Genomic DNA, 18,827 nt, shown 5'->3' on the forward strand with positions numbered 1-18,827 from the left:
TAGCATAACAGCGGGAATCATGCAATAAACTAGATATGATTATGACGACAAAAAAGAGTGCGTGAATCGGCTATTTCAGACCGATTCACGCACTCTTTTTATAGAATTATTTTAAACGATGTAATCTTGCAATTGGGTTGCAATAGTTTTTGTTGCATCAATCTTTAATTTTGTACCTGATTCTTCATAATCTGTTTCTAAGATAGTTGCCTTTTCATTGATTAAATCAACAAGTTGACCTTTATCAAATGGGATAAGAACAGTCATAATTTCGTTATCTTTAAAGACATTCTTTTTAATGATATCTACTAATTGATTAAGTGATTTTTCATCACGCGCACTATAAGTGAATTTATCATCTGAGAAAGTAGGATAATCAATATTTGCTAAATCAGCTTTATTATAGGCATAAATCATCGGAATGTTTTCGACGCCAATAGCTTTTAATGTATCTTCAGTTGTTTGAATCATTTCCTCAGCATGTTTATCAGCCACGTCAATCACTTGGATAAGTAAATCAGCTTGTGCAGCTTCAGCCAAGGTTGTACGGAAAGCTTTTACTAATTGGTGAGGCAATTTGCTGACAAAACCAACAGTATCGCTCAATAAAATTTGTTTTTTATCTTCAAATTGAATATTACGGACACTTGTATCTAATGTAGCAAACAACATATTCTTTTCAAAAACTTGTTTGTCATCATCTTGTCCGATTAGACGAAGCAAGCCGTTCATTGTCGTTGATTTACCTGAATTAGTATAACCAACTAATGCAACAGTCGGAATACCAGATTTATCACGTTGTTTACGTCTAGTAGATTCTTCTTTGTCCATTTCAGCAAGATCTTTTTTAATGTGGTTAATCCGATTTTCAATCACACGACGATCTAATTCAATCTTCGTTTCGCCAGCACCACGGTTAGCGAGTCCACCACCAGATTGTTGATCTAGTTTATCTTGCATCCCTCTTAAACGAGGTAACTGATATTGAAGTTGAGCCATTTGAACTTGGAGTTTTGCTTCGCGTGATTGTGCTCTTGAAGCAAAAATAGCTAAAATCAGGCCTGTACGATCCATAACTTCCATACCTGATGCAGCTTCAAGGTTACGAATTTGAGTTGGTGATAATTCGTCGTTTACAACTAAAATTTTCACACCTTGTGCTTCACTTTCAGTCTTGAATTCTTCAGCTTTACCTTTACCAAAGTAAAGGGCAGCAGTTGGTCGATCTAATTTCTGACGAATGTCTTCAACAGCATGCATGTTGTTAGCTTCGACTAATGCAGCTAATTCAGACATTGTATAATCTAAATTTTCACGTTGTTTTTCGATACCAGCAATGAAAACGTCAATAACTGGTATTTCTGTAGAATAAGTTTCTTTCATGAGAACCTCCTCGTGGAACTTAATTAATAGGTTAAGTATAACATTTATTCAAAAAAATATTCGAACATCAAAATAAGTTAACTGAATTAAATGAGAATTAATGAATAAAAATGGCCAAACTCTCATTTTAACAACGTGCAAATGTTATGAGTTGAATATTTTATATAGTTAAACGGCTTTTTTAAAGGCGCTTGAATCTCTTTTTAATTAAATTAGAGTTTAATGTTGATTTTAATCTTTTTCTAATGTAAGATAAACCTACGTTAAGAAAAGGTAAATAAAAAAGGAGAGGTCATATTATGAAGTTAAAGTCAGTTTTGAAATTAAGTGGTGTGCTAGCATTGTCTGTCATTGTCTTGGCAGCGTGTGGATCTAAATCTTCATCTTCAGATAGTAAAGAACTCGCTGATAAACAGGTTATTAATTGGTCTGAAACAGCTGAATTACCATCGATGGATTTATCGACAGCAACGGATACAGTTAGCTTTAACATGTTGAACAATACTAATGAAGGTTTATACAGAATTGGTAAGAACAGTAAAGTGTCAAATGCACTTGCAACTAAAACAACCGTTTCAAAAGATGGCATGACTTATACATTTAAACTTCGTGATTCAAAATGGAGCAACGGAGACGATGTAACGGCTAAAGATTTTGTTTATTCATGGCAACGGACCGTTAATCCTAAGACAGCTTCACAATATGGTTACCTCTTCTCAGGGATTAAAAATTATGATGCAATCAGCGCGGGTAAGATGGCGCCATCAACATTGGGAATCAAAGCAACTGACAAACATACATTAGTTGTAACACTTGATAAAAAAGTACCATATTTCAAATTATTGATGGGCTTCCCAACGTTCTATCCACAAAATCAAAAAGTTGTTGAAAAGTATGGTTCTAAATATGGCACACAAAGCAAATACATGGTTTACAATGGTCCATTTACATTAAATGATTGGACAGGAACTAACTTAACTTGGGACCTAAAGAAAAATGACACTTATTGGGATAAAAAAGCAGTTAAGCTAACACAAATGAATTTCCAAGTTTCTAAAGATAATACAACAAGCTATAATTTATACCAAAGTCAAAAATTAGATATGACGAATTTATCTGCTGAACAAGCTAAAACATTGAAAACAGATAAAGACTATATCACACGTAAACAAGCATCAACGTTCTACTTACAATACAATCAAAAGAATAAATTATTTAATAACCAAAAGATTCGTCAAGCTATTTCATTAGTTATCAACAGAAAACAATTTGTTGATAAAATTTTAGGGGATGGCTCAACTGTTGCGACAGGTTTAGTATCATCAGGTCTTGCTTCAAATCCTAAAACAGGCGAAGATTTTGCAAAAGAATCAACCGTTAAATCAACTGCAAATACAGACATTGCAAAAGCAAAAGAATTATGGAAAGCAGGATTAAAAGAAGTTGGTGTTACAAAAGCTAGTTTCTCACTTCTAAGTGATGATACTGATAAAGCTAAGAAAACAAATGAATTTTTACAAAATGCGATTGAAGATAACTTAGATGGTGCGGATGTAACATTAACAAATATCCCATTCAAATCACGTTTAGCAAAATCAACTAGTGGTGATTTCGATATTGTTGTTACAGCATGGGGTGCTGATTTCTCAGACCCAATCTCATTCTTAGATTTATTTACTTCAGATAATTCACAAAATGCAGGTAAATGGAAAAATAGTGAATATGATGCATTGATTAAAGCTTCAAAAACAACAGATGCAAGTAATGCAGATAAACGTTGGGATGATTTAGTTAAGGCTGAAAAAATCTTGATGAAAGATCAAGGAATTGCACCTCTTTACCAAATGGCTCAAGCTCAATTATTAAGATCAACAGTTAAAGGTGTTATCTACAATGGAGCTGGTATCAATTACAATTTCAAAGATGCTTATGTTACTAAATAATTAATTAACGTGTTAAAATTTAACAAGTGAGAGTTAGCTACCACGGCTAATTCTGACTTGTTTTAATTACATAATAAAGCAAAAGTGAGGGTCAGAATTATGGGTAAATACCTAGTTAAACGAATTTTTTATATGCTACTGACGTTGTTTTTAGTCGCAACCATTACCTTCTTTTTAATGAAGTTAATGCCTGGATCACCTTATGCGAATCAGCAAAAAATGACAACTGAGCAATTACAGATTATGAATGAACAATATGGATTGAATAAACCCGTATGGCAACAATATCTCATTTACTTAGTGGGATTAGTTAAGGGTGATTTAGGAACGTCATTCCAATACAGTAATCAACCTGTGTCATACCTAATTTCAAGCCGTATTGGACCATCCGGACAACTTGGATTACAAGCTATCATCTTCGGAATAGTTATTGGAATTGTGATTGGTGCCATTGGTGCGATTAACAAAAATACTTGGATTGATACTTCTTCAACAATTTTATCAATCTTAGGTATCTCAATTCCTTCTTTCGTCTTAGCTGTTTTATTACAGTATTACGTAGGATTAAAGTTAGGCTGGTTACCAATTGCTGATTGGGGCGGATTCAGTTACACGATTCTACCGACAATTGCTTTAGGGGTTGGCCCACTGGCGGAGACGGCCAGGTTCATTCGAACCGAGATGGTGGATGTCCTAAGCAGTGATTACATTGAACTGGCTAAGGCTAAAGGATTAACAAAGTTTGGCGTTGTATTCCACCATGCTTTACGTAATAGTTTAATTCCTTTAGTAACATTAATCGGCCCTTATACGGTTGCATTAATGACTGGTTCAATGGTTGTTGAAAATATATTCTCAATTCCTGGAATTGGTGAACAATTCGTAAAATCAATTTTGACAAATGATTTCCCCACAATCATGGGTGTTACAATGCTTTATTCAGCTGGACTAGTAGTTGTTATCTTATTAACAGATATCATTTACGGTATTATTGACCCAAGAATTCGATTAACTGGAAGGAGAAATTAACGATGGCAGATAAAATTGACCTACCAGTAGATGCATTTGAACCGTTAGATAAAAATAACGCTATTGATAATGAAAAAATTGCTGCACCGTCGTTGACTTTCGTTCAGGATGCTTGGCGTCGGTTGAAGAAAAATAAAGGGGCTTTTATCTCACTTTGGGTCCTGGTTGCAATTTTTATTTTGGCATTTGGATCCCCCATTTTAGCACCACATAGTGCAACAGAACAAAATGTTGAGTATACAAATTTACCACCTAAAATTCCTGGTGTACCAATAGATGGATTAAATGGAAAGTTAAAAACATCATCAGGTAGCTGGTATGATGCTTATGAACAAAATAGTATTCCAAAAGATAAATACTTTATTTTAGGAACGGATGTTTTTGGACGTGATTTGTTATCAAGAATTATGTATGGAACTAAGATTTCCTTAATCGTGGCACTAGTTGCTGCATTAGTCGATTTAGGAGTCGGTGTTGCTTATGGAATCTTGTCCGGTTGGCGTGGCGGACGTGTTGATACATTCATGCAGCGAATCATCGAAATTATTTCATCGGTACCTAACTTGGTCGTTATTGTTTTAATGTTATTGGTTTTCAAACCAGGTTTAACATCAATTATTTTAGCAATTGCAGTGACTGGTTGGACAACGATGGCTCGATTAGTTCGGGCACAAACGTTGAAATTAAAAGATCAAGAATATATTCTTGCAGCTCGAACTTTAGGCGAGTCACCCGTAAAAATTGCAGTGAAACATTTACTACCTAACTTATCGAGTGTGATTATTATTCAAACAATGTTTACAATTCCTAGTGCTATTTTCTTCGAAGCTTTCTTAAGTTTCATCGGAATTGGGATTAGTGCTCCTCAAGCTTCACTTGGGTCATTATTGAATGATGGTCAAAAGAATTTCCAGTTTTTACCATACCAAATGTGGTATCCAGCAATTGTTTTATGTATTATCATGGTTGCCTTCAACTTATTAGGTGATGGACTCCGTGATGCCTTTGATCCAAAAACGAAAGAGTAGGTGTTGAAAAATGGCAGAAAATATTTTAGAAGTTAACAATCTAGAAATTAATTTTCATACGTATGCTGGAGATGTTAAAGCCATACGTGATGTTAGTTTTCATCTGGCTAAAGGTGAAACTTTAGCAATCGTTGGTGAATCAGGTTCCGGTAAATCCGTTACAACAAAAAGTTTAATGGGATTATTAGCTAATAATGCAGAAGTTATGGGTGGAGAAATTCTTTTTCATGGTGAAGATTTACTTAAAAAATCAGAAAAACAAATGGAAAACATTCGTGGTAAAGATATCGCAATGATTTTCCAAGACCCAATGACTTCTTTAGATCCTACTATGAGAATTGGTAGACAAATTGCTGAACCATTAATGAAGCATAAACATGTAAAAAAAGAAAAAGCAATGGCGCAAGCCTTGGAAATTTTGAAGTTAGTTGGGATTACAGATGCTAAAAAACGCTTTAAGGACTATCCACATCAATTTTCTGGTGGTCAACGCCAACGAATTGTTATTGCGATTTCATTAGTTTGTTATCCAGAAATTTTAATTGCTGATGAACCAACAACAGCTTTAGATGTAACCATCCAAGCACAGATTTTGGAATTAATGAAAGAATTACAAGCAAAAATTGAAACATCAATTATTTTCATTACCCATGATCTAGGGGTTGTTGCTGGTATGGCTAATCGTGTAGCGGTTATGTATGCAGGTCGGATTGTTGAATATGGGACAGTCGATGAGGTCTTTTATAACCCACAACATCCATATACTTGGGGCTTATTGAATTCAATGCCAACACTTGATAGTGAACATCTGTACGCAATTCCAGGTACACCTCCTGATTTATTGGATCCACCAAAAGGGGATGCATTTGCCGCTCGGAATGAGTACGCTATGAAGATTGATACAGAACAACAACCACCATTCTTCGATGTTTCACCAACACATGCAGCAGCTACATGGTTGTTGCATCCAGATGCACCTAAAGTAACGCCGCCAGTTGAAATTCAAAGACGGTATAAAATTTTTGCAAAACAACAAGAAACAAAAATTAAAGCGAATCAAAATTTGGTAGAAAACTAAGGAAGGGGAGCTGAACATAGTGGAACAAAAGAAAAATAAAATTTTAAAAGTCCGTCATTTAAAACAATATTTTAATGTCGGCAAACCAGACGAAGTGAAAGCTATCGATGATATTTCATTTGATATTTATGAAGGCGAGACATTTGGCTTGGTGGGCGAGTCAGGGTCTGGTAAAACAACAACAGGTCGTAGTATCATCAATTTATATGAACCAACTGATGGTAAAATTGATTTTGATGGTGTTGATATTCGTAAAATTAAGTCTAAAAAAGATAAATTACAATTTCGCCGTGACATGCAAATGATTTTTCAAGATCCATATGCATCACTAAATCCACGAATGAAAGTTAAAGATATTGTGGCAGAAGGAATAGATATTCACCATTTAGCTGCCAATGATGAAGCACGTGCGAAACGTGTTGAAGAATTATTAGAAACAGTTGGATTGAATAAAGATCATTCTAGCCGCTACCCCCATGAATTTTCAGGTGGCCAACGCCAACGTATTGGTATTGCTCGTGCTTTAGCTGTAGAACCTAAGTTTATCATCGCAGATGAACCTATTTCTGCATTAGATGTTTCAATTCAAGCGCAGGTTGTTAATTTGTTGAAGGAATTACAAATTGAACATAACTTAACATATTTGTTTATTGCACATGATTTATCAATGGTTAAATATATCAGTGATCGAATTGGTGTGATGCATTATGGTAAGTTATTAGAAATAGCTCCTGCAGACGAAATATATACACATCCTTTACACGATTATACAGCCAGTTTAATCTCGGCCGTTCCTGTTCCTGACCCTGAATTTGAACGTAATCGCATTCCAGTACCATACGATTCGTCAGTTGAGGCAGATGGTAAAAAACGTCGAATGGTTGAAATTTCGCCAGAACATTTTGTTTTAGCAAGTGAAGATGAAATCCCTATGTATAAGGAACGAGCTGCCAATACTTTGGCAGAAGAAGCTGAATAATAAATCAGAAAGATCTTTTCAAGAATTTTTGAAAAGGTCTTTTTTGATTTTAAAAAGGGTGTAAACTATTAATTGTATGAGTATCTTAAATATATTAAAGGAAGTATAAAAATTTTAGGTAATTATGCATAAAATAATGTATACTAGATGTATTAGAATTAGGTAACGACATAACTATTTTTTGATTTGGGAATGAATAAAAGGTTCAACTAAAACGTTATGTGGAACAAAGGGTTTTATATGGTGGGGAGAATGGGAGCACCCAACATGATAGATGATACAGAAGTATATAATGAAGCGTACAAAGAATTACCGTATGATGTACAATTACTTTTTCAAGAGGGGCGTCTCTGCGAAAAAGATAATGATTTAGCCGTATTATTCGATTTATTTATTAAAAGTACAATTAATTTTACTGAATTCTATGGATTTAACGATGATAGAAAGCAGCTATTTGATGAATTGAAACAAAATCCAGAAGAGGCCGCGCAGTTAATTAAGCAATATCGGTATTATCGTAATTGGTTCGAAAAATATCAGGCTAATGTTAATTGTTTTTCGAAATTAAGATTTCTAACTGTCTGTGAATGGTATGATGGTCAACAAGCATATGCAAGTAATAATTAAGAAATGCTATCATACAAGAAATTAAGTAAAAAAAAGTTAGAATATAAAATTAATTTAACTTAAAATGCGAACTTAAAATATACGGCAAGCTTAACAATATTGTTAAGCTTTTTTTGTTTTTATAAGACGCAGAAAAAATTAAAATAGATAACAAGCCAAGTGCTTGTTATCGATGAGAAGGGTGTGGTATATTAATTGCAATTATCGGGGGGTAATCGAATGAGTTTAGGTGAAGGAATAAAAAATGTAAACGCATTACCGTATGATGTGAGGCTATTATTAGAGGAAAGAAATATTCCGGAGAATCAAATGAGTTGGGAAATTATTTCTGATGTGTTTCTTGAAAGTATTGCGACTTACACAGCATTTTATGGATTTAATGAGGATCGTAGAGCGCTATTCAATGATTTAAAAAATGATAAAAATGAGGCCAATCAAATTATAACAACCTATAAAGAATATCGTGAGTGGTTTAAATACTATCACGTTCATTTTGAAAATCTAGAAGATGTGAGGTTTTTAACGATTTGTGAGTCAATAGGTGTAGATGGCATAATAATAAAAGATTAAATTCAAAAACGCTATGACTACTTTTAATTAAGTAGTCATAGCGTTTTTGAATTTAATCTTTAATACCATCTCTTTTACGTTCACGTTCAGCAATCATTGGCATAATGAATCCAAGACCGATAAGAACAACGACACTAATAATATTGATGGCTAACTGGTAGTAGAATAGTGAGCTACCCATCTCGACATCTTGAGGAATAATCCCAAAGACTGTTGCCAAAACAGTAACAACTAAGCACCATAAACCAACAGCGTAAGCTAATTTGTCATTTTTAATGAAGACATATTCTGATGGATATTTAGCACTATTTTTACGGATCTGCATGAAGGCGAAGAAAATCCAACAAGTGACACCTGGTGAAATAATTCCATTCAAGTTCAGTAACCAATTAAAGATTGTATTCATATCTGGCAAGAAGACACCCAAGAAGAGAATGAAGGCACTTAAAGTACAAGTTAAAATGTACCCATTAATTGGTAAACCATCTTTGTTAACTTTAAGTAATTTCTTAGGCATATAACGAGCGCCTGTGTCAGAGATAAGCATGCGAGTCATAGCGTCAAGAAGAACAGCTAGAAGAGCACACATGTACACAATTTGAGTAATAGCGAAGGCATACATTAACCAACTACCCATATGAAATTGATCTCCTAAACGAAGGAATGCGTAGTACGAACCATTCATTTTAAAATCATTAGGAATGTTATGGGCATTGAAGAAAATCCCAAGTGCGAATGAGCCGAAAACTGTTAAGAAGATTGTCATAACGGTTAACATAATCATGGCTTTAGGGAAATCTTTTTTAGGTTTTTTCATTTTTGTGACAAATGGCGCAATTAATTCTGCACCATTAATCGCATAAATTAATAAACCAATTGTTGTGAAATAATGTAAATCAAATTTAGGAATTAGTGTGTGCCAGCTCATATTTGTTGTTGCAATACGACCTGAAGGTGTTAATAATGAGCCAAATGCCATTACAACATATAAAATTGTGAGGATGAACATGGTACCACCACCAATAAGACCTAAAAATTCTAATGAACCTTTGAAGAAACGTTGAACAAAAATGAAACCAACGAAGATTACTAATGTTATTAACGCGAACATAGCTGTTGATAAACTATCTTCGAGTGCATTACTTCCGTTAAATAACCAACCAAAGCCAACAACGACTGAATTAGCGGTATCAACAACGTAAGGAATCGAAGCAGCCCAATAAGTCCATGCCGTAAAGTAACCTAGTTTTTCGCCACGAGTTCCGCGAACCCATGAACTTAAACCGCCACCTTCTGAATTAAAGACGGAACCTAATTGTCCTACCATTAAAGAATAGGGAATTACATATAATAGCAATAAAATGATCCAAGATGTAATAACGCCCATACCTTGATTTTGAAAGTTATAGACGATATCGTCGAAGCCAATAACTGTTACGAATGACATTAATGCCAAAACTGGCCACGATATAAATGTTTTTTTCTCGTTTTCCATAAGTACCTCCCGTGATAAATAACTATGTAAATTAAACTAACAATTTATAAGTATAGTGAACTGACTAATTAATTTCCATGAAAAATTAAATTAATATAAAATGTAATCGTTTTAATGAGAATTAAGTTAAGAATTAACGATAATAAAAATTGCTATTTAATGTGTACTATGTATAATAGTACACATATAGTAAAATGATAAATATAAATGGAGGACTAATAAAATGAAAGAAATAGTTGTAAGCGCAAAAGATGTTAAAAAAGTCTACGGTAAGAATAAAGAGAAGAAAACGGAAGCCTTAAAAGGGATTAATTTTTCTGTCGAACAGGGTGAATTTATTGGTATCATGGGGGCATCAGGATCAGGTAAATCAACATTACTTAACTTATTATCAACACTAGACCAGCCGACTTCAGGACAAATTGAGATTAATAATCAGGATATCTCAATGATGCGTGGCGATAAACTATCAGATTTTAGAGCACAACAAATTGGCTTTATTTTCCAAAGTTTTAACCTGCTAGATAACTTAACGGCAGCTGAAAATATAACATTGCCACTATCATTACAGAATGCGTCTATTTCTAAATATCAAGAACGTATTGATAAATTAACGAAAACACTGGGGATAGATAGTGTTCTTGGACAATTTCCAACTGAATTATCTGGTGGCCAAAAGCAACGAGTTGCAGCAGCTCGTGCTTTAGTCCATAATCCTGCAATCTTATTAGCAGATGAACCAACAGGTGCTTTGGATTCTAAAAGTGCAAAGTCACTCCTATCAACGATGGAAAGTTTAAATAAAAATGATCAAGTATCAATTTTGATGGTGACTCATGACGCTGTTAGTGCGAGTTACTGTCAACGAATTCTCTTTATTAAAGATGGTAAGATTGGTCGAGAATTGATTCAAGGAACGAATACGCGAACAGAGTTTTATCAAGAAATTTTAAATGAACTAGCTAAGAGTGAACAATAATTTTAAGAAGGGAGGAAACAATATGTTATTAAAATTATCCTTAACTGGAATTAAGAGTCGCTTTAAAGATTATCTAATCTTGTTATCAGGACTCATTATGGCTTCAGCAATCTTTTACATGTTTGAAGCATTAGCAACTAATCAAGAATTTATTAAACAAAATGCGACGATAAAATTTGCAGCAATGATTTTCCAAGTAGGTTCTGTACTACTTGCAATTATTACACTGTTTTATATTATCTATGCGAATACATTTTTAATGAGCATGCGTCAAAGAGATTATGGGATGTTCATGATGCTAGGCGCTAAAAAGCGTAAGATTGGGCGCTTAATTTTCACTGAAACTTTAATTATTGGCTTAATTGCAACAGCTGTTGGTATTTTAGTTGGTATTGGACTGACATATGGCGTTAGCCAATTTTTAGTAGATAAAATGGATCTTGCACCGCATTCTTTTCAAGCTTTTTATTTCCCAGCAATCCTAATAACAATGCTTTTCTTCGTTATTCTTTTCATGATTGCTGCTATATTTAATCGACAAAGCTTGTTAAGAACGCCTATCTTAAAATTATTAAATGAAGCAGAACAACCACAAGGTAAAAAGCTAAAATCTTATAATATCTTAATTCAAAGTATCTTAGGATTAGGTTTAATTGCAAGTGGCTATTATTTATTAAGTCATTTAGCACTGTTTCAAATGGCTGGATTTATTGGGTCAGTCGTAACAATTTTGATTGGGACATTTTTAATTTTCAATTCATTATTTAGTGGATTGGTTCAATTATTAAAACGTAATAAGGGATTTTCTGAAAAGCAATTAAATACCTTTTTATTAGGGCAACTTAGCTTTCGATTAGGTTCATTAAATCGGGTTCTAACAATGGTTGCGATGTTATTTGCACTAGCATTAGGCGCAATAACTGTTGGGATGGGATTCTCTGGTGTGGTTGATCAAACAGCTACTTCTACTTCCCCATATGATGTTGTTGTCCAAAATCCATCAACAAAAGAGAAAAAATTACTTAGTCAATTGACTGATAAAAAAGAGTCCATTTATGAAGCAAAAAAAGTTGGTTCTGTCCGTTATTTTAAAAAATCTGACTTTGTGAAATCACCATTGTACACGCTTGATTTCACGGAAACGGGAACGGCTACCGGTAAATTTATTAAAGTTGACCCTGCCAAAATGACAGCTAAAAATGAGGATAATCTATGGGGAAATGCTGTTAGAACTACATTGGAATCCCCTGATATGTTAAATCCAGTACTTGTCTCTGACGCATCATTTTCAGCTGTTTCGGCGAAGACACAACGTATCCATACTGTTAGGTTAGCATCATTTAAAGATAATAAAGAAATCTTAAAAGCATTGAGCGAAGAAATACCTAAAAATCAGTTAGATAATTCATCTTATTTTATGAATAAGTATGTCGTATATCAGTTGGCTAACGGCATTTATGGCGGATTAGAATTCATTGGATTCTTCTTAGGCGTTGCGATGTTGGCAATGTTAGCAAGTGTTCTTATGTTTAAAATATTGTCTAGTGCGGCAACGGATAAAAAACGATATGATTTATTGAACCAATTAGGCGCTAAGCAACGACTAATGAAAAAATCAATTAGGCGCGAAATTGGCATCTTATTCTTCTTACCTGGAATTGTCGGTGTAATCCACGTTTTATTCGGACTACAAATGTTCAAGGAATTAATTCCAGATCCATATTCACATATAACGATTCCATTTATTATTTTTGCAGTTCTCTATTTGGGATATTATTGGGTAACAGTTACCTTATATAAAGGGATGGTATTAAAAAAATAAAAAAGAGGTGAATATTCAGTTTTTAAAACTGAGTATTCACCTCTCTTTATTTAGATGGGTTGTTCGCCAAAATTACCATAATAGCTAACTTCAATTGTATCGTGATGAACGATTAATTTAGTGACGCTACCATTTTTAGGACTAGATGATATATCAATATTAGGTGCGTATCGTGAAACGATACTTCTAATTGCTGTCCCGTGACCAACTAATAGAACGTTGTCATTATTATTTTGGTTAGTGCGTAAAAAATCAAAAGCATGATCATAGCGATTCCAAAATTCTTGGTCATTTTCAGCTAAATTAAAAGGGTCAGCACTTTTTATGAAATCACGTGAGTCTTCGATGGAATATTTTTCAAGAATATCATTGAAGGTTTGACAATTAAAAGGTGTACCAACTGTTTGCATAACAGCTGCAGTATCTTGGCCTTCAAATGAGCCATAATATTCTTCTCTAAAAAGTGCTGTTTCAATTGGTGTTAACTGTGCATTTTCTTCAACATTCGTTTCACTTAAAATATGGCTTAGTGTTTTTTTTGTACGCATTGTGTCACTTCGATAAATGGCATTAAATGATTTATCGCGTAAAAGTTTTCCTGAATGGGTGGCATCGTTGATTCCCTTATCTGTAAGTGGAGAGTCACACCAGCCTTGCATTCTCTGGAAAGAGTTAAAAAAAGTTTGGCCATGACGAACCATATAAACGGTAAATGACATATGAAATCCTTTCATAAATAAATATTTAATTTGTAAATAAAAAAGGTACTTAGAGCTGTCTGGTTTTTGATGAATAGTCTCACTTAATGCATTAATTTTAGAAAAAGAAAAGACTTTTATTTTATTTAATCCAATGTATACTAAATAAACGGAGAATTAAAATATGAGATTATTTATGACTACTAGTAAGATGATACCGAATGAGATATTAATTACAAGTCTAAATCTAATTGTTTTAACTGCATAAATTGTATTAACTATTCAAGAAGGAGTGTTTATTATTTTGATTACGTTGGCTGGTATTATTGGTTCAGGAAAATCTAGTATGACAAAAATTTTATCTGAAGAACTTGGGGTAGAGGCTTTTTACGAACCTGTTACAGATAACCCGGTATTACCTTTATTTTACAAAGGTAACGAAATCGCTGCAAAAAAACGTGAAGCAGGGGATAAGGAAGCAACAAATCCCTACGCTTACTTATTACAAACTTTCTTTTTGAATCGTCGTTTCAGAATGATTAAAGCAGCAATGCAAGAAGATAATAATGTTCTTGATCGTTCAATTTATGAAGATGCTATTTTTATGAAGATGAATACAGAAATGGGTAATGCCACAACTGTTGAATATAACATCTATCAAGATTTATTAGAAAATATGCTTGAAGAGTTACCTTATGCTGCACATAAAAAATCACCCGATTTGATGGTTATGATTAAAGTTTCTTATGAAACAATGGTTAATCGTATTCAAAAACGTGGCCGTGATTATGAACAAATTGAAACTGACCACTCATTGGTTGAATACTATAAAACATTACTTCGCTATTATGAAGATTGGGAAAAAGAATATGACGTTTCTGAATTTTTAGTTATTGATGGCGATAAATACGATTTTGTTGAAAATGAAGCTGATCGTAATATTGTTTTAAATATTATTGAAGATAAATTACAAGAATTAGGTAATTTATCTGAAAAAGAAGTTATCGATTACAAGACACAACGTAAATCAATTTAAACTAAAAGGAGTAACCAATTTTAAAAATTGGTTACTCCTTTTTTATTTAGATTTTATCATCATCGTGATGATTGAAATATTCAACTTTAACTGAATTGTCATCAACGATTAACTTAGTTACACTACCGTTTTTAGGGCTCATTGTAATATCAATTTCGGGTGCAAAATGAGAAACGATACTTCTGATTGTTGTCCCATGACTGACAACTAAAACGTTATCGCCATCTTTAGCATCTTTACGCAATAAATCAAAACCTTTATTACGACGTGCCCAAAAATCGGCATCGTCTTCAGCATCATGGAAAGGATCGATTTCTTTGAAGAAGTCACGTGCCTCTTCAATTGAAAATTTTTGCAAAATCTCAGTGAAATTAGCAGCGCCATGTGGCTTACCAACAACAAACCAAGCTTGAGAAGAATCGGCACCTTCATAGTAACCATAGCCTTGCTCTCTAAGAAACTCAGATGTTGTAACAATTAAATCTGAAGAGTTTTCATTTTCAGATAAAATGTAGTTAGCTGTACGATTTGCGCGGGTTGTATCACTACTGTATGCATTAGCAAACTGAATTTGTGATAATTTTTTTCCAGTAGTGTGGCCGTCGTTAATGCCTTTTTCTGTAAGTGGTGAATCGGACCAACCTTGCATCCGATTATATTTATTGAAAATGGTTTGACCATGGCGAACGAGATAGACTGTAAATGGCATGAGAACCTCCTGAAGTTTATGTGATAGCCCCATTATACGCTAAAGAAAACGATTATTCTAAAAAGCTTATCCTAGAATTTAGCATCAAGTTTTTTTCTAAGTAAAAATTTCGTAAGTTGTACTAACCCAGCTAAGACCACTGGAAGTAATGCTATCCCGGCAATTGAAAGGAAAATAATAGAAAAATGATCCTTAACAAATGGAATTGCGCCGAAGTAGTAACCGACGCCACTTCCAATGGCTACCCAAAGTGAGACGCCAATTAAGTTGAAAATACTAAAATGTCTGTAATTCATTTGAATAGTACCAGAAATAAGTGGCACAAAAGTTCTAATTAATGGGATAAAGCGTCCAAATACGACTGTTTTTGCACCATGTTTTTTGAAAAAACTTTTGGCGATTTCCATCTTTTCAGGGGGGATTCTTTTTTTAAAGAAAGGTAATTTATTTAAATGTCGACCAATTTCAAAATTCACGGCATCTCCAGAGAGTGCGGCAAAAAAGAATATTGGGACTAATACCCGAATATCAATGGTATCTGTTGAGTAGGCGGCAATGGAACTAGTGAAAAAGAGTAGCGACTCACCAGGTAGAAAAGGAAAAACAACAAGACCTGTTTCGGCAAAGATAAGTACAAAAAGAATTAAGTAACTCCAGTTACCTAAAGTCTGGAAAAGAGGTCCTAAATAATTTTCGAAATGGGTGAAGAAAAACCAAGCTTGTTCGAACATTGTCAGGCCCTCCAATCGTTTTAGTCTTACTCATTATATTAAACTGAAATTAAAAAAAAGGCTATTATTTTAACTGATATTTAGCTTTTATTAAGATTTGTCTCACTATAAGAGGTCACCAGTGTTAAACAGGTTTCGATACTGGTATACTAGATATATTAAATTTTTGGAGGTCAATATGACTAGACACACTTTAATTGCAGGAATGACAACTTTAATTGGTCTAATTATTGGGATTGTGATAAGTAAAATTGCTGTCGCAACATTAATTGGATTAGCTGTTGGAATCGTAGTTGACCAATTCCTACCAAATAAGAAATAAGTTCAATTAGTTGCCTATTTGAGTTGATTATAAAAAAATGATACACTATTAGGCCTAATAAAATCATGTAAAGTGGGGTATTGAGAAATGGCTGATGAAATTAAAATCGAAGAACAAGCACATCTTGATGATGTTATTGTTAAAATAAAAGATGCTGAAGTTAAACGTCAAAATGAAATAAAGTACGCTGAAAGTGAAGCACGATCGATTAATGGCGAATTTACAAGTGATGTTCATATCAATACGACAACATACACTGGAATGATTGATACAGCAATGTCTGTTCGTCAGCAACAACAGTTATTAGCTGAACGTGAAACGAGTTGGAAAAACGCAACTTCTCGTTTAGACATTTTAAAGAAATTAGAAAAGAAACCTTATTTTGCACGTTTAAACATTCAAGAAGGAACTAATAAAAAAGAAACAATCTATATTGGCTTGGGCTCTTTTGCTGATCGACCTGAACACTTTATGGTTTATGATTGGCGTGCACCCATATCGAGTGTTTATTACGATGGCGGACTAGGTGATGTCACTTACCAAACTCCTGATGGTGATCAAACAGTAGATGTTTCATTGAAACGTCAATTCGTAATTGAAGATGGCCAAATTGAAACGATATTTGATACTGATGAAGCTGTTGGTGATCAGATGTTATTAGACGTCTTGAATGATTCTGCTGATACAAAGATGAAGAGTATCGTAACGACGATTCAGAAGGAACAAAATCAAATTATTCGAGATGTAAAAGCTGAATTATTATTTGTTCAAGGTGCAGCTGGTTCGGGTAAAACCTCAGCTGTATTACAACGTGTGGCTTACTTGCTGTACCGTTACCGCGGTAATTTAACAGCTAGTCAAGTTGTTTTATTCTCACCTAATCAATTATTTAATGATTATATTGATCAAGTGTTGCCAGAACTTGGTGAACAAAATATGGTTCAAATGACTTATTTCCAATATGCATCAAGACGTTTACCAAATATGCAAGTTGAAACGTTACAAGAACGCTTTGAAGAAGACAATGCGCCTGCTAAAAAACGTATTCAAGTTCTGAAAAATAGTTTGGCATTCTTTAATGCCTCAACTGCTTATTCAGAACATTTGGAACAAGCAGACATGAAGTTCAGAGATATTAAATTCAATAATGAAGTCTTTATTTCAAAAGATAAAATAAAAGGTATCTACTATAAATATAATGAAAATTATCATTTACGGACAAGATTAGAAGCAACACGTGAATCATTAGTTAAATTATTGAATCGTCGAATTGAAGCTGAGGCTAAGTTAGAATGGGTTGAAAAAGCAATTCAAGATATGTCTAAAGAACAATTGAATGATTTGTATGGAGACCAAGACCGCGAATTTGCAAGCGGTGATAAAGAAATGCGTTTCTTAACGCGTACTTTAGTTATGCGCCAATTTACAAGTGTGCACAGAGCAATTGTGCGCAATCGATTCTTAAATATCAGTTCACAATATGTGAACTTTTTACACAATGTGCCTAAGTATCTTAATTTGAGTGACTATAATGTTACTGTAGAAGAATGGCAAGCAGATGTGGCTGAAGTTGTGTCACGTTTAAAAAATCGTCAAATATCGATGCATGACGTTACGCCATACTTATACTTATTTGATCGTATGACGGGTAAGCATGGTGAAACAGATGTCCGTTACGTCTTTATTGATGAAATTCAAGACTACACGGCATTTCAATTAGCTTTCTTGAAGGAAGGGTTCCCAAGAGCTAAGTTTACACTGCTTGGTGATTTAAACCAGGCTATTTTCACAAAAGAAAATAGTAAGAGTTTACTATCAGAATTGGGACATTTATTCCCAGCTGATAAAACCAAAGTCGTGCAATTGACGAAATCATATCGTTCAACACAACAAATCACAGATTTCACAAAAGAAGTGTTGATAAATGGTGAATCAGTGACGTCATTTAACCGACAAGGTGACTTACCCACAATGACTGTGGATAATAATTCTGATAAATTAGTTCACGATTTAGAAAAACAAGTACAACAAAATGTGGATGATCATCTAACAACGGCAATCATCGCTAAATCATTAGCTGAATGTACAGAATTGTATGAACAATTACAAGCCGAGGGCGTGCCAGTTACATTGATTAAAACGGAAAATCAACGTTTGGCCGATGGAACGATTATTGTGCCAGCTTTCCTAGCTAAAGGTTTGGAATTTGATGCGGTTGTTATGTGGGGCGCTTCAAAGATTAACTATCATGAAGAAGACGAGCGTCAATTAGTTTATACGATTTGTTCAAGAGCAATGCATCGACTAACTGTTTATGCTGAAAAAGAATTATCACCATTATTTGACCATGTTTCAAAAAGTTTATATAGTTTAAAATAAGCTATGGAAGAAATGACCT

The 18,827-nt window shown here is 33.9% G+C and carries 17 protein-coding genes; 12 read left to right on the top strand and 5 right to left on the bottom strand.

Going from position 1 to position 18,827, the window contains the following annotated elements:
- Window positions 1-111: 111 nt before the first annotated feature.
- A complete protein-coding gene (gene hflX, locus AC1RPT_RS01335) occupies window positions 112-1,383 on the bottom strand; it encodes a GTPase HflX (protein ID WP_481760927.1) in 1,272 nt (423 codons plus the stop codon).
- 299 nt (window positions 1,384-1,682) lie between these two features.
- Between hflX and AC1RPT_RS01340 the strand changes: the two genes are divergently transcribed.
- The 7 genes from AC1RPT_RS01340 to AC1RPT_RS01370 all read left to right on the top strand — a co-directional run bounded on the left by AC1RPT_RS01340 (window position 1,683) and on the right by AC1RPT_RS01370 (window position 8,637).
- Entirely contained in the window at window positions 1,683-3,326 is a 1,644-nt protein-coding gene (locus AC1RPT_RS01340; RefSeq protein WP_481760926.1) for a peptide ABC transporter substrate-binding protein, read from the top strand.
- Between the two features lie 99 nt (window positions 3,327-3,425).
- Entirely contained in the window at window positions 3,426-4,355 is a 930-nt protein-coding gene (gene opp3b, locus AC1RPT_RS01345) for an oligopeptide ABC transporter permease (RefSeq protein WP_409021660.1), read from the top strand.
- 2 nt (window positions 4,356-4,357) lie between these two features.
- Window positions 4,358-5,383, top strand: coding sequence for an oligopeptide ABC transporter permease (opp3C, locus tag AC1RPT_RS01350; protein ID WP_481760925.1), 1,026 nt, complete (start codon window positions 4,358-4,360; stop codon window positions 5,381-5,383).
- A 10-nt stretch (window positions 5,384-5,393) separates the two neighbouring features.
- Window positions 5,394-6,461, top strand: a complete 1,068-nt coding sequence (locus tag AC1RPT_RS01355; RefSeq protein ID WP_481760924.1) for an ABC transporter ATP-binding protein — start codon at window positions 5,394-5,396, stop codon at window positions 6,459-6,461.
- Between the two features lie 19 nt (window positions 6,462-6,480).
- Window positions 6,481-7,440: an ABC transporter ATP-binding protein gene (locus AC1RPT_RS01360; RefSeq protein ID WP_481760923.1), complete on the top strand. Its 960-nt coding sequence runs from the start codon at window positions 6,481-6,483 to the stop codon at window positions 7,438-7,440.
- Window positions 7,441-7,692: 252 nt separating this feature from the next.
- Entirely contained in the window at window positions 7,693-8,067 is a 375-nt protein-coding gene (locus tag AC1RPT_RS01365) for a hypothetical protein (protein ID WP_481762170.1), read from the top strand.
- 219 nt (window positions 8,068-8,286) lie between these two features.
- On the top strand, window positions 8,287-8,637 hold the full coding sequence (locus tag AC1RPT_RS01370; protein WP_481760921.1) for a hypothetical protein: 351 nt from the start codon (window positions 8,287-8,289) through the stop codon (window positions 8,635-8,637).
- A 52-nt stretch (window positions 8,638-8,689) separates the two neighbouring features.
- On the opposite strand, the gene AC1RPT_RS01375 is transcribed toward AC1RPT_RS01370, so the two are convergent.
- A complete protein-coding gene (locus AC1RPT_RS01375; RefSeq protein ID WP_481760920.1) occupies window positions 8,690-10,132 on the bottom strand; it encodes an APC family permease in 1,443 nt (480 codons plus the stop codon).
- A 223-nt stretch (window positions 10,133-10,355) separates the two neighbouring features.
- Here AC1RPT_RS01375 and AC1RPT_RS01380 point away from each other — a divergent pair, with 223 nt between their 5' ends.
- On the top strand, window positions 10,356-11,111 hold the full coding sequence (locus AC1RPT_RS01380; protein WP_481760919.1) for an ABC transporter ATP-binding protein: 756 nt from the start codon (window positions 10,356-10,358) through the stop codon (window positions 11,109-11,111).
- A 22-nt stretch (window positions 11,112-11,133) separates the two neighbouring features.
- Window positions 11,134-12,933: an ABC transporter permease gene (locus AC1RPT_RS01385; protein ID WP_481760918.1), complete on the top strand. Its 1,800-nt coding sequence runs from the start codon at window positions 11,134-11,136 to the stop codon at window positions 12,931-12,933.
- A 50-nt stretch (window positions 12,934-12,983) separates the two neighbouring features.
- Here AC1RPT_RS01385 and AC1RPT_RS01390 read toward each other — a convergent pair whose 3' ends face one another.
- Window positions 12,984-13,652 carry a histidine phosphatase family protein gene (locus tag AC1RPT_RS01390; protein ID WP_481762398.1) on the bottom strand — a complete coding sequence of 223 codons (669 nt, stop codon included), beginning with the start codon at window positions 13,650-13,652 and terminating at the stop codon, window positions 12,984-12,986.
- Window positions 13,653-13,935: 283 nt separating this feature from the next.
- On the opposite strand from AC1RPT_RS01390, the gene AC1RPT_RS01395 reads away from it, so the two are divergent.
- Window positions 13,936-14,667 carry a deoxynucleoside kinase gene (locus tag AC1RPT_RS01395; RefSeq protein ID WP_481760916.1) on the top strand — a complete coding sequence of 244 codons (732 nt, stop codon included), beginning with the start codon at window positions 13,936-13,938 and terminating at the stop codon, window positions 14,665-14,667.
- A gap of 46 nt (window positions 14,668-14,713) precedes the next feature.
- Here the strand turns inward: AC1RPT_RS01395 and AC1RPT_RS01400 are convergent, their stop codons facing one another.
- Together AC1RPT_RS01400 and AC1RPT_RS01405 are read right to left on the bottom strand one after the other, a co-directional pair.
- A complete protein-coding gene (locus AC1RPT_RS01400) occupies window positions 14,714-15,376 on the bottom strand; it encodes a histidine phosphatase family protein (RefSeq protein WP_481760915.1) in 663 nt (220 codons plus the stop codon).
- A gap of 71 nt (window positions 15,377-15,447) precedes the next feature.
- Window positions 15,448-16,107, bottom strand: coding sequence for a VTT domain-containing protein (locus AC1RPT_RS01405; protein ID WP_481760914.1), 660 nt, complete (start codon window positions 16,105-16,107; stop codon window positions 15,448-15,450).
- Between the two features lie 178 nt (window positions 16,108-16,285).
- Between AC1RPT_RS01405 and AC1RPT_RS01410 the strand changes: the two genes are divergently transcribed.
- Window positions 16,286-16,429, top strand: a complete 144-nt coding sequence (locus tag AC1RPT_RS01410) for a hypothetical protein (RefSeq protein WP_481760913.1) — start codon at window positions 16,286-16,288, stop codon at window positions 16,427-16,429.
- Between the two features lie 87 nt (window positions 16,430-16,516).
- Window positions 16,517-18,808 (top strand): RNA polymerase recycling motor HelD, encoded by a 2,292-nt coding sequence (gene helD / locus AC1RPT_RS01415; RefSeq protein ID WP_481760912.1) that lies wholly within the window; start codon window positions 16,517-16,519, stop codon window positions 18,806-18,808.
- Window positions 18,809-18,827: the final 19 nt, after the last annotated feature.

The sequence above is a fragment of the Dellaglioa sp. CoH-56-MRSF-11 genome (genome assembly GCF_056782135.1).

What these genes read in the sequence shown, in the direction of transcription:
- AC1RPT_RS01410 (WP_481760913.1), top strand. Translation starts at nt 16,286, where the DNA reads ATGACTAGACACACTTTAATTGCAGGAATGACAACTTTAATTGGTCTA.
- AC1RPT_RS01390 (WP_481762398.1), bottom strand. Translation starts at nt 13,652, where the DNA reads ATGTCATTTACCGTTTATATGGTTCGTCATGGCCAAACTTTTTTTAAC.
- AC1RPT_RS01405 (WP_481760914.1), bottom strand. Translation starts at nt 16,107, where the DNA reads ATGTTCGAACAAGCTTGGTTTTTCTTCACCCATTTCGAAAATTATTTA.
- AC1RPT_RS01385 (WP_481760918.1), top strand. Translation starts at nt 11,134, where the DNA reads ATGTTATTAAAATTATCCTTAACTGGAATTAAGAGTCGCTTTAAAGAT.
- hflX (WP_481760927.1), bottom strand. Translation starts at nt 1,383, where the DNA reads ATGAAAGAAACTTATTCTACAGAAATACCAGTTATTGACGTTTTCATT.
- AC1RPT_RS01370 (WP_481760921.1), top strand. Translation starts at nt 8,287, where the DNA reads ATGAGTTTAGGTGAAGGAATAAAAAATGTAAACGCATTACCGTATGAT.
- AC1RPT_RS01365 (WP_481762170.1), top strand. Translation starts at nt 7,693, where the DNA reads ATGGGAGCACCCAACATGATAGATGATACAGAAGTATATAATGAAGCG.
- helD (WP_481760912.1), top strand. Translation starts at nt 16,517, where the DNA reads ATGGCTGATGAAATTAAAATCGAAGAACAAGCACATCTTGATGATGTT.
- AC1RPT_RS01355 (WP_481760924.1), top strand. Translation starts at nt 5,394, where the DNA reads ATGGCAGAAAATATTTTAGAAGTTAACAATCTAGAAATTAATTTTCAT.
- AC1RPT_RS01375 (WP_481760920.1), bottom strand. Translation starts at nt 10,132, where the DNA reads ATGGAAAACGAGAAAAAAACATTTATATCGTGGCCAGTTTTGGCATTA.
- AC1RPT_RS01340 (WP_481760926.1), top strand. Translation starts at nt 1,683, where the DNA reads ATGAAGTTAAAGTCAGTTTTGAAATTAAGTGGTGTGCTAGCATTGTCT.
- opp3b (WP_409021660.1), top strand. Translation starts at nt 3,426, where the DNA reads ATGGGTAAATACCTAGTTAAACGAATTTTTTATATGCTACTGACGTTG.
- AC1RPT_RS01400 (WP_481760915.1), bottom strand. Translation starts at nt 15,376, where the DNA reads ATGCCATTTACAGTCTATCTCGTTCGCCATGGTCAAACCATTTTCAAT.
- AC1RPT_RS01380 (WP_481760919.1), top strand. Translation starts at nt 10,356, where the DNA reads ATGAAAGAAATAGTTGTAAGCGCAAAAGATGTTAAAAAAGTCTACGGT.
- opp3C (WP_481760925.1), top strand. Translation starts at nt 4,358, where the DNA reads ATGGCAGATAAAATTGACCTACCAGTAGATGCATTTGAACCGTTAGAT.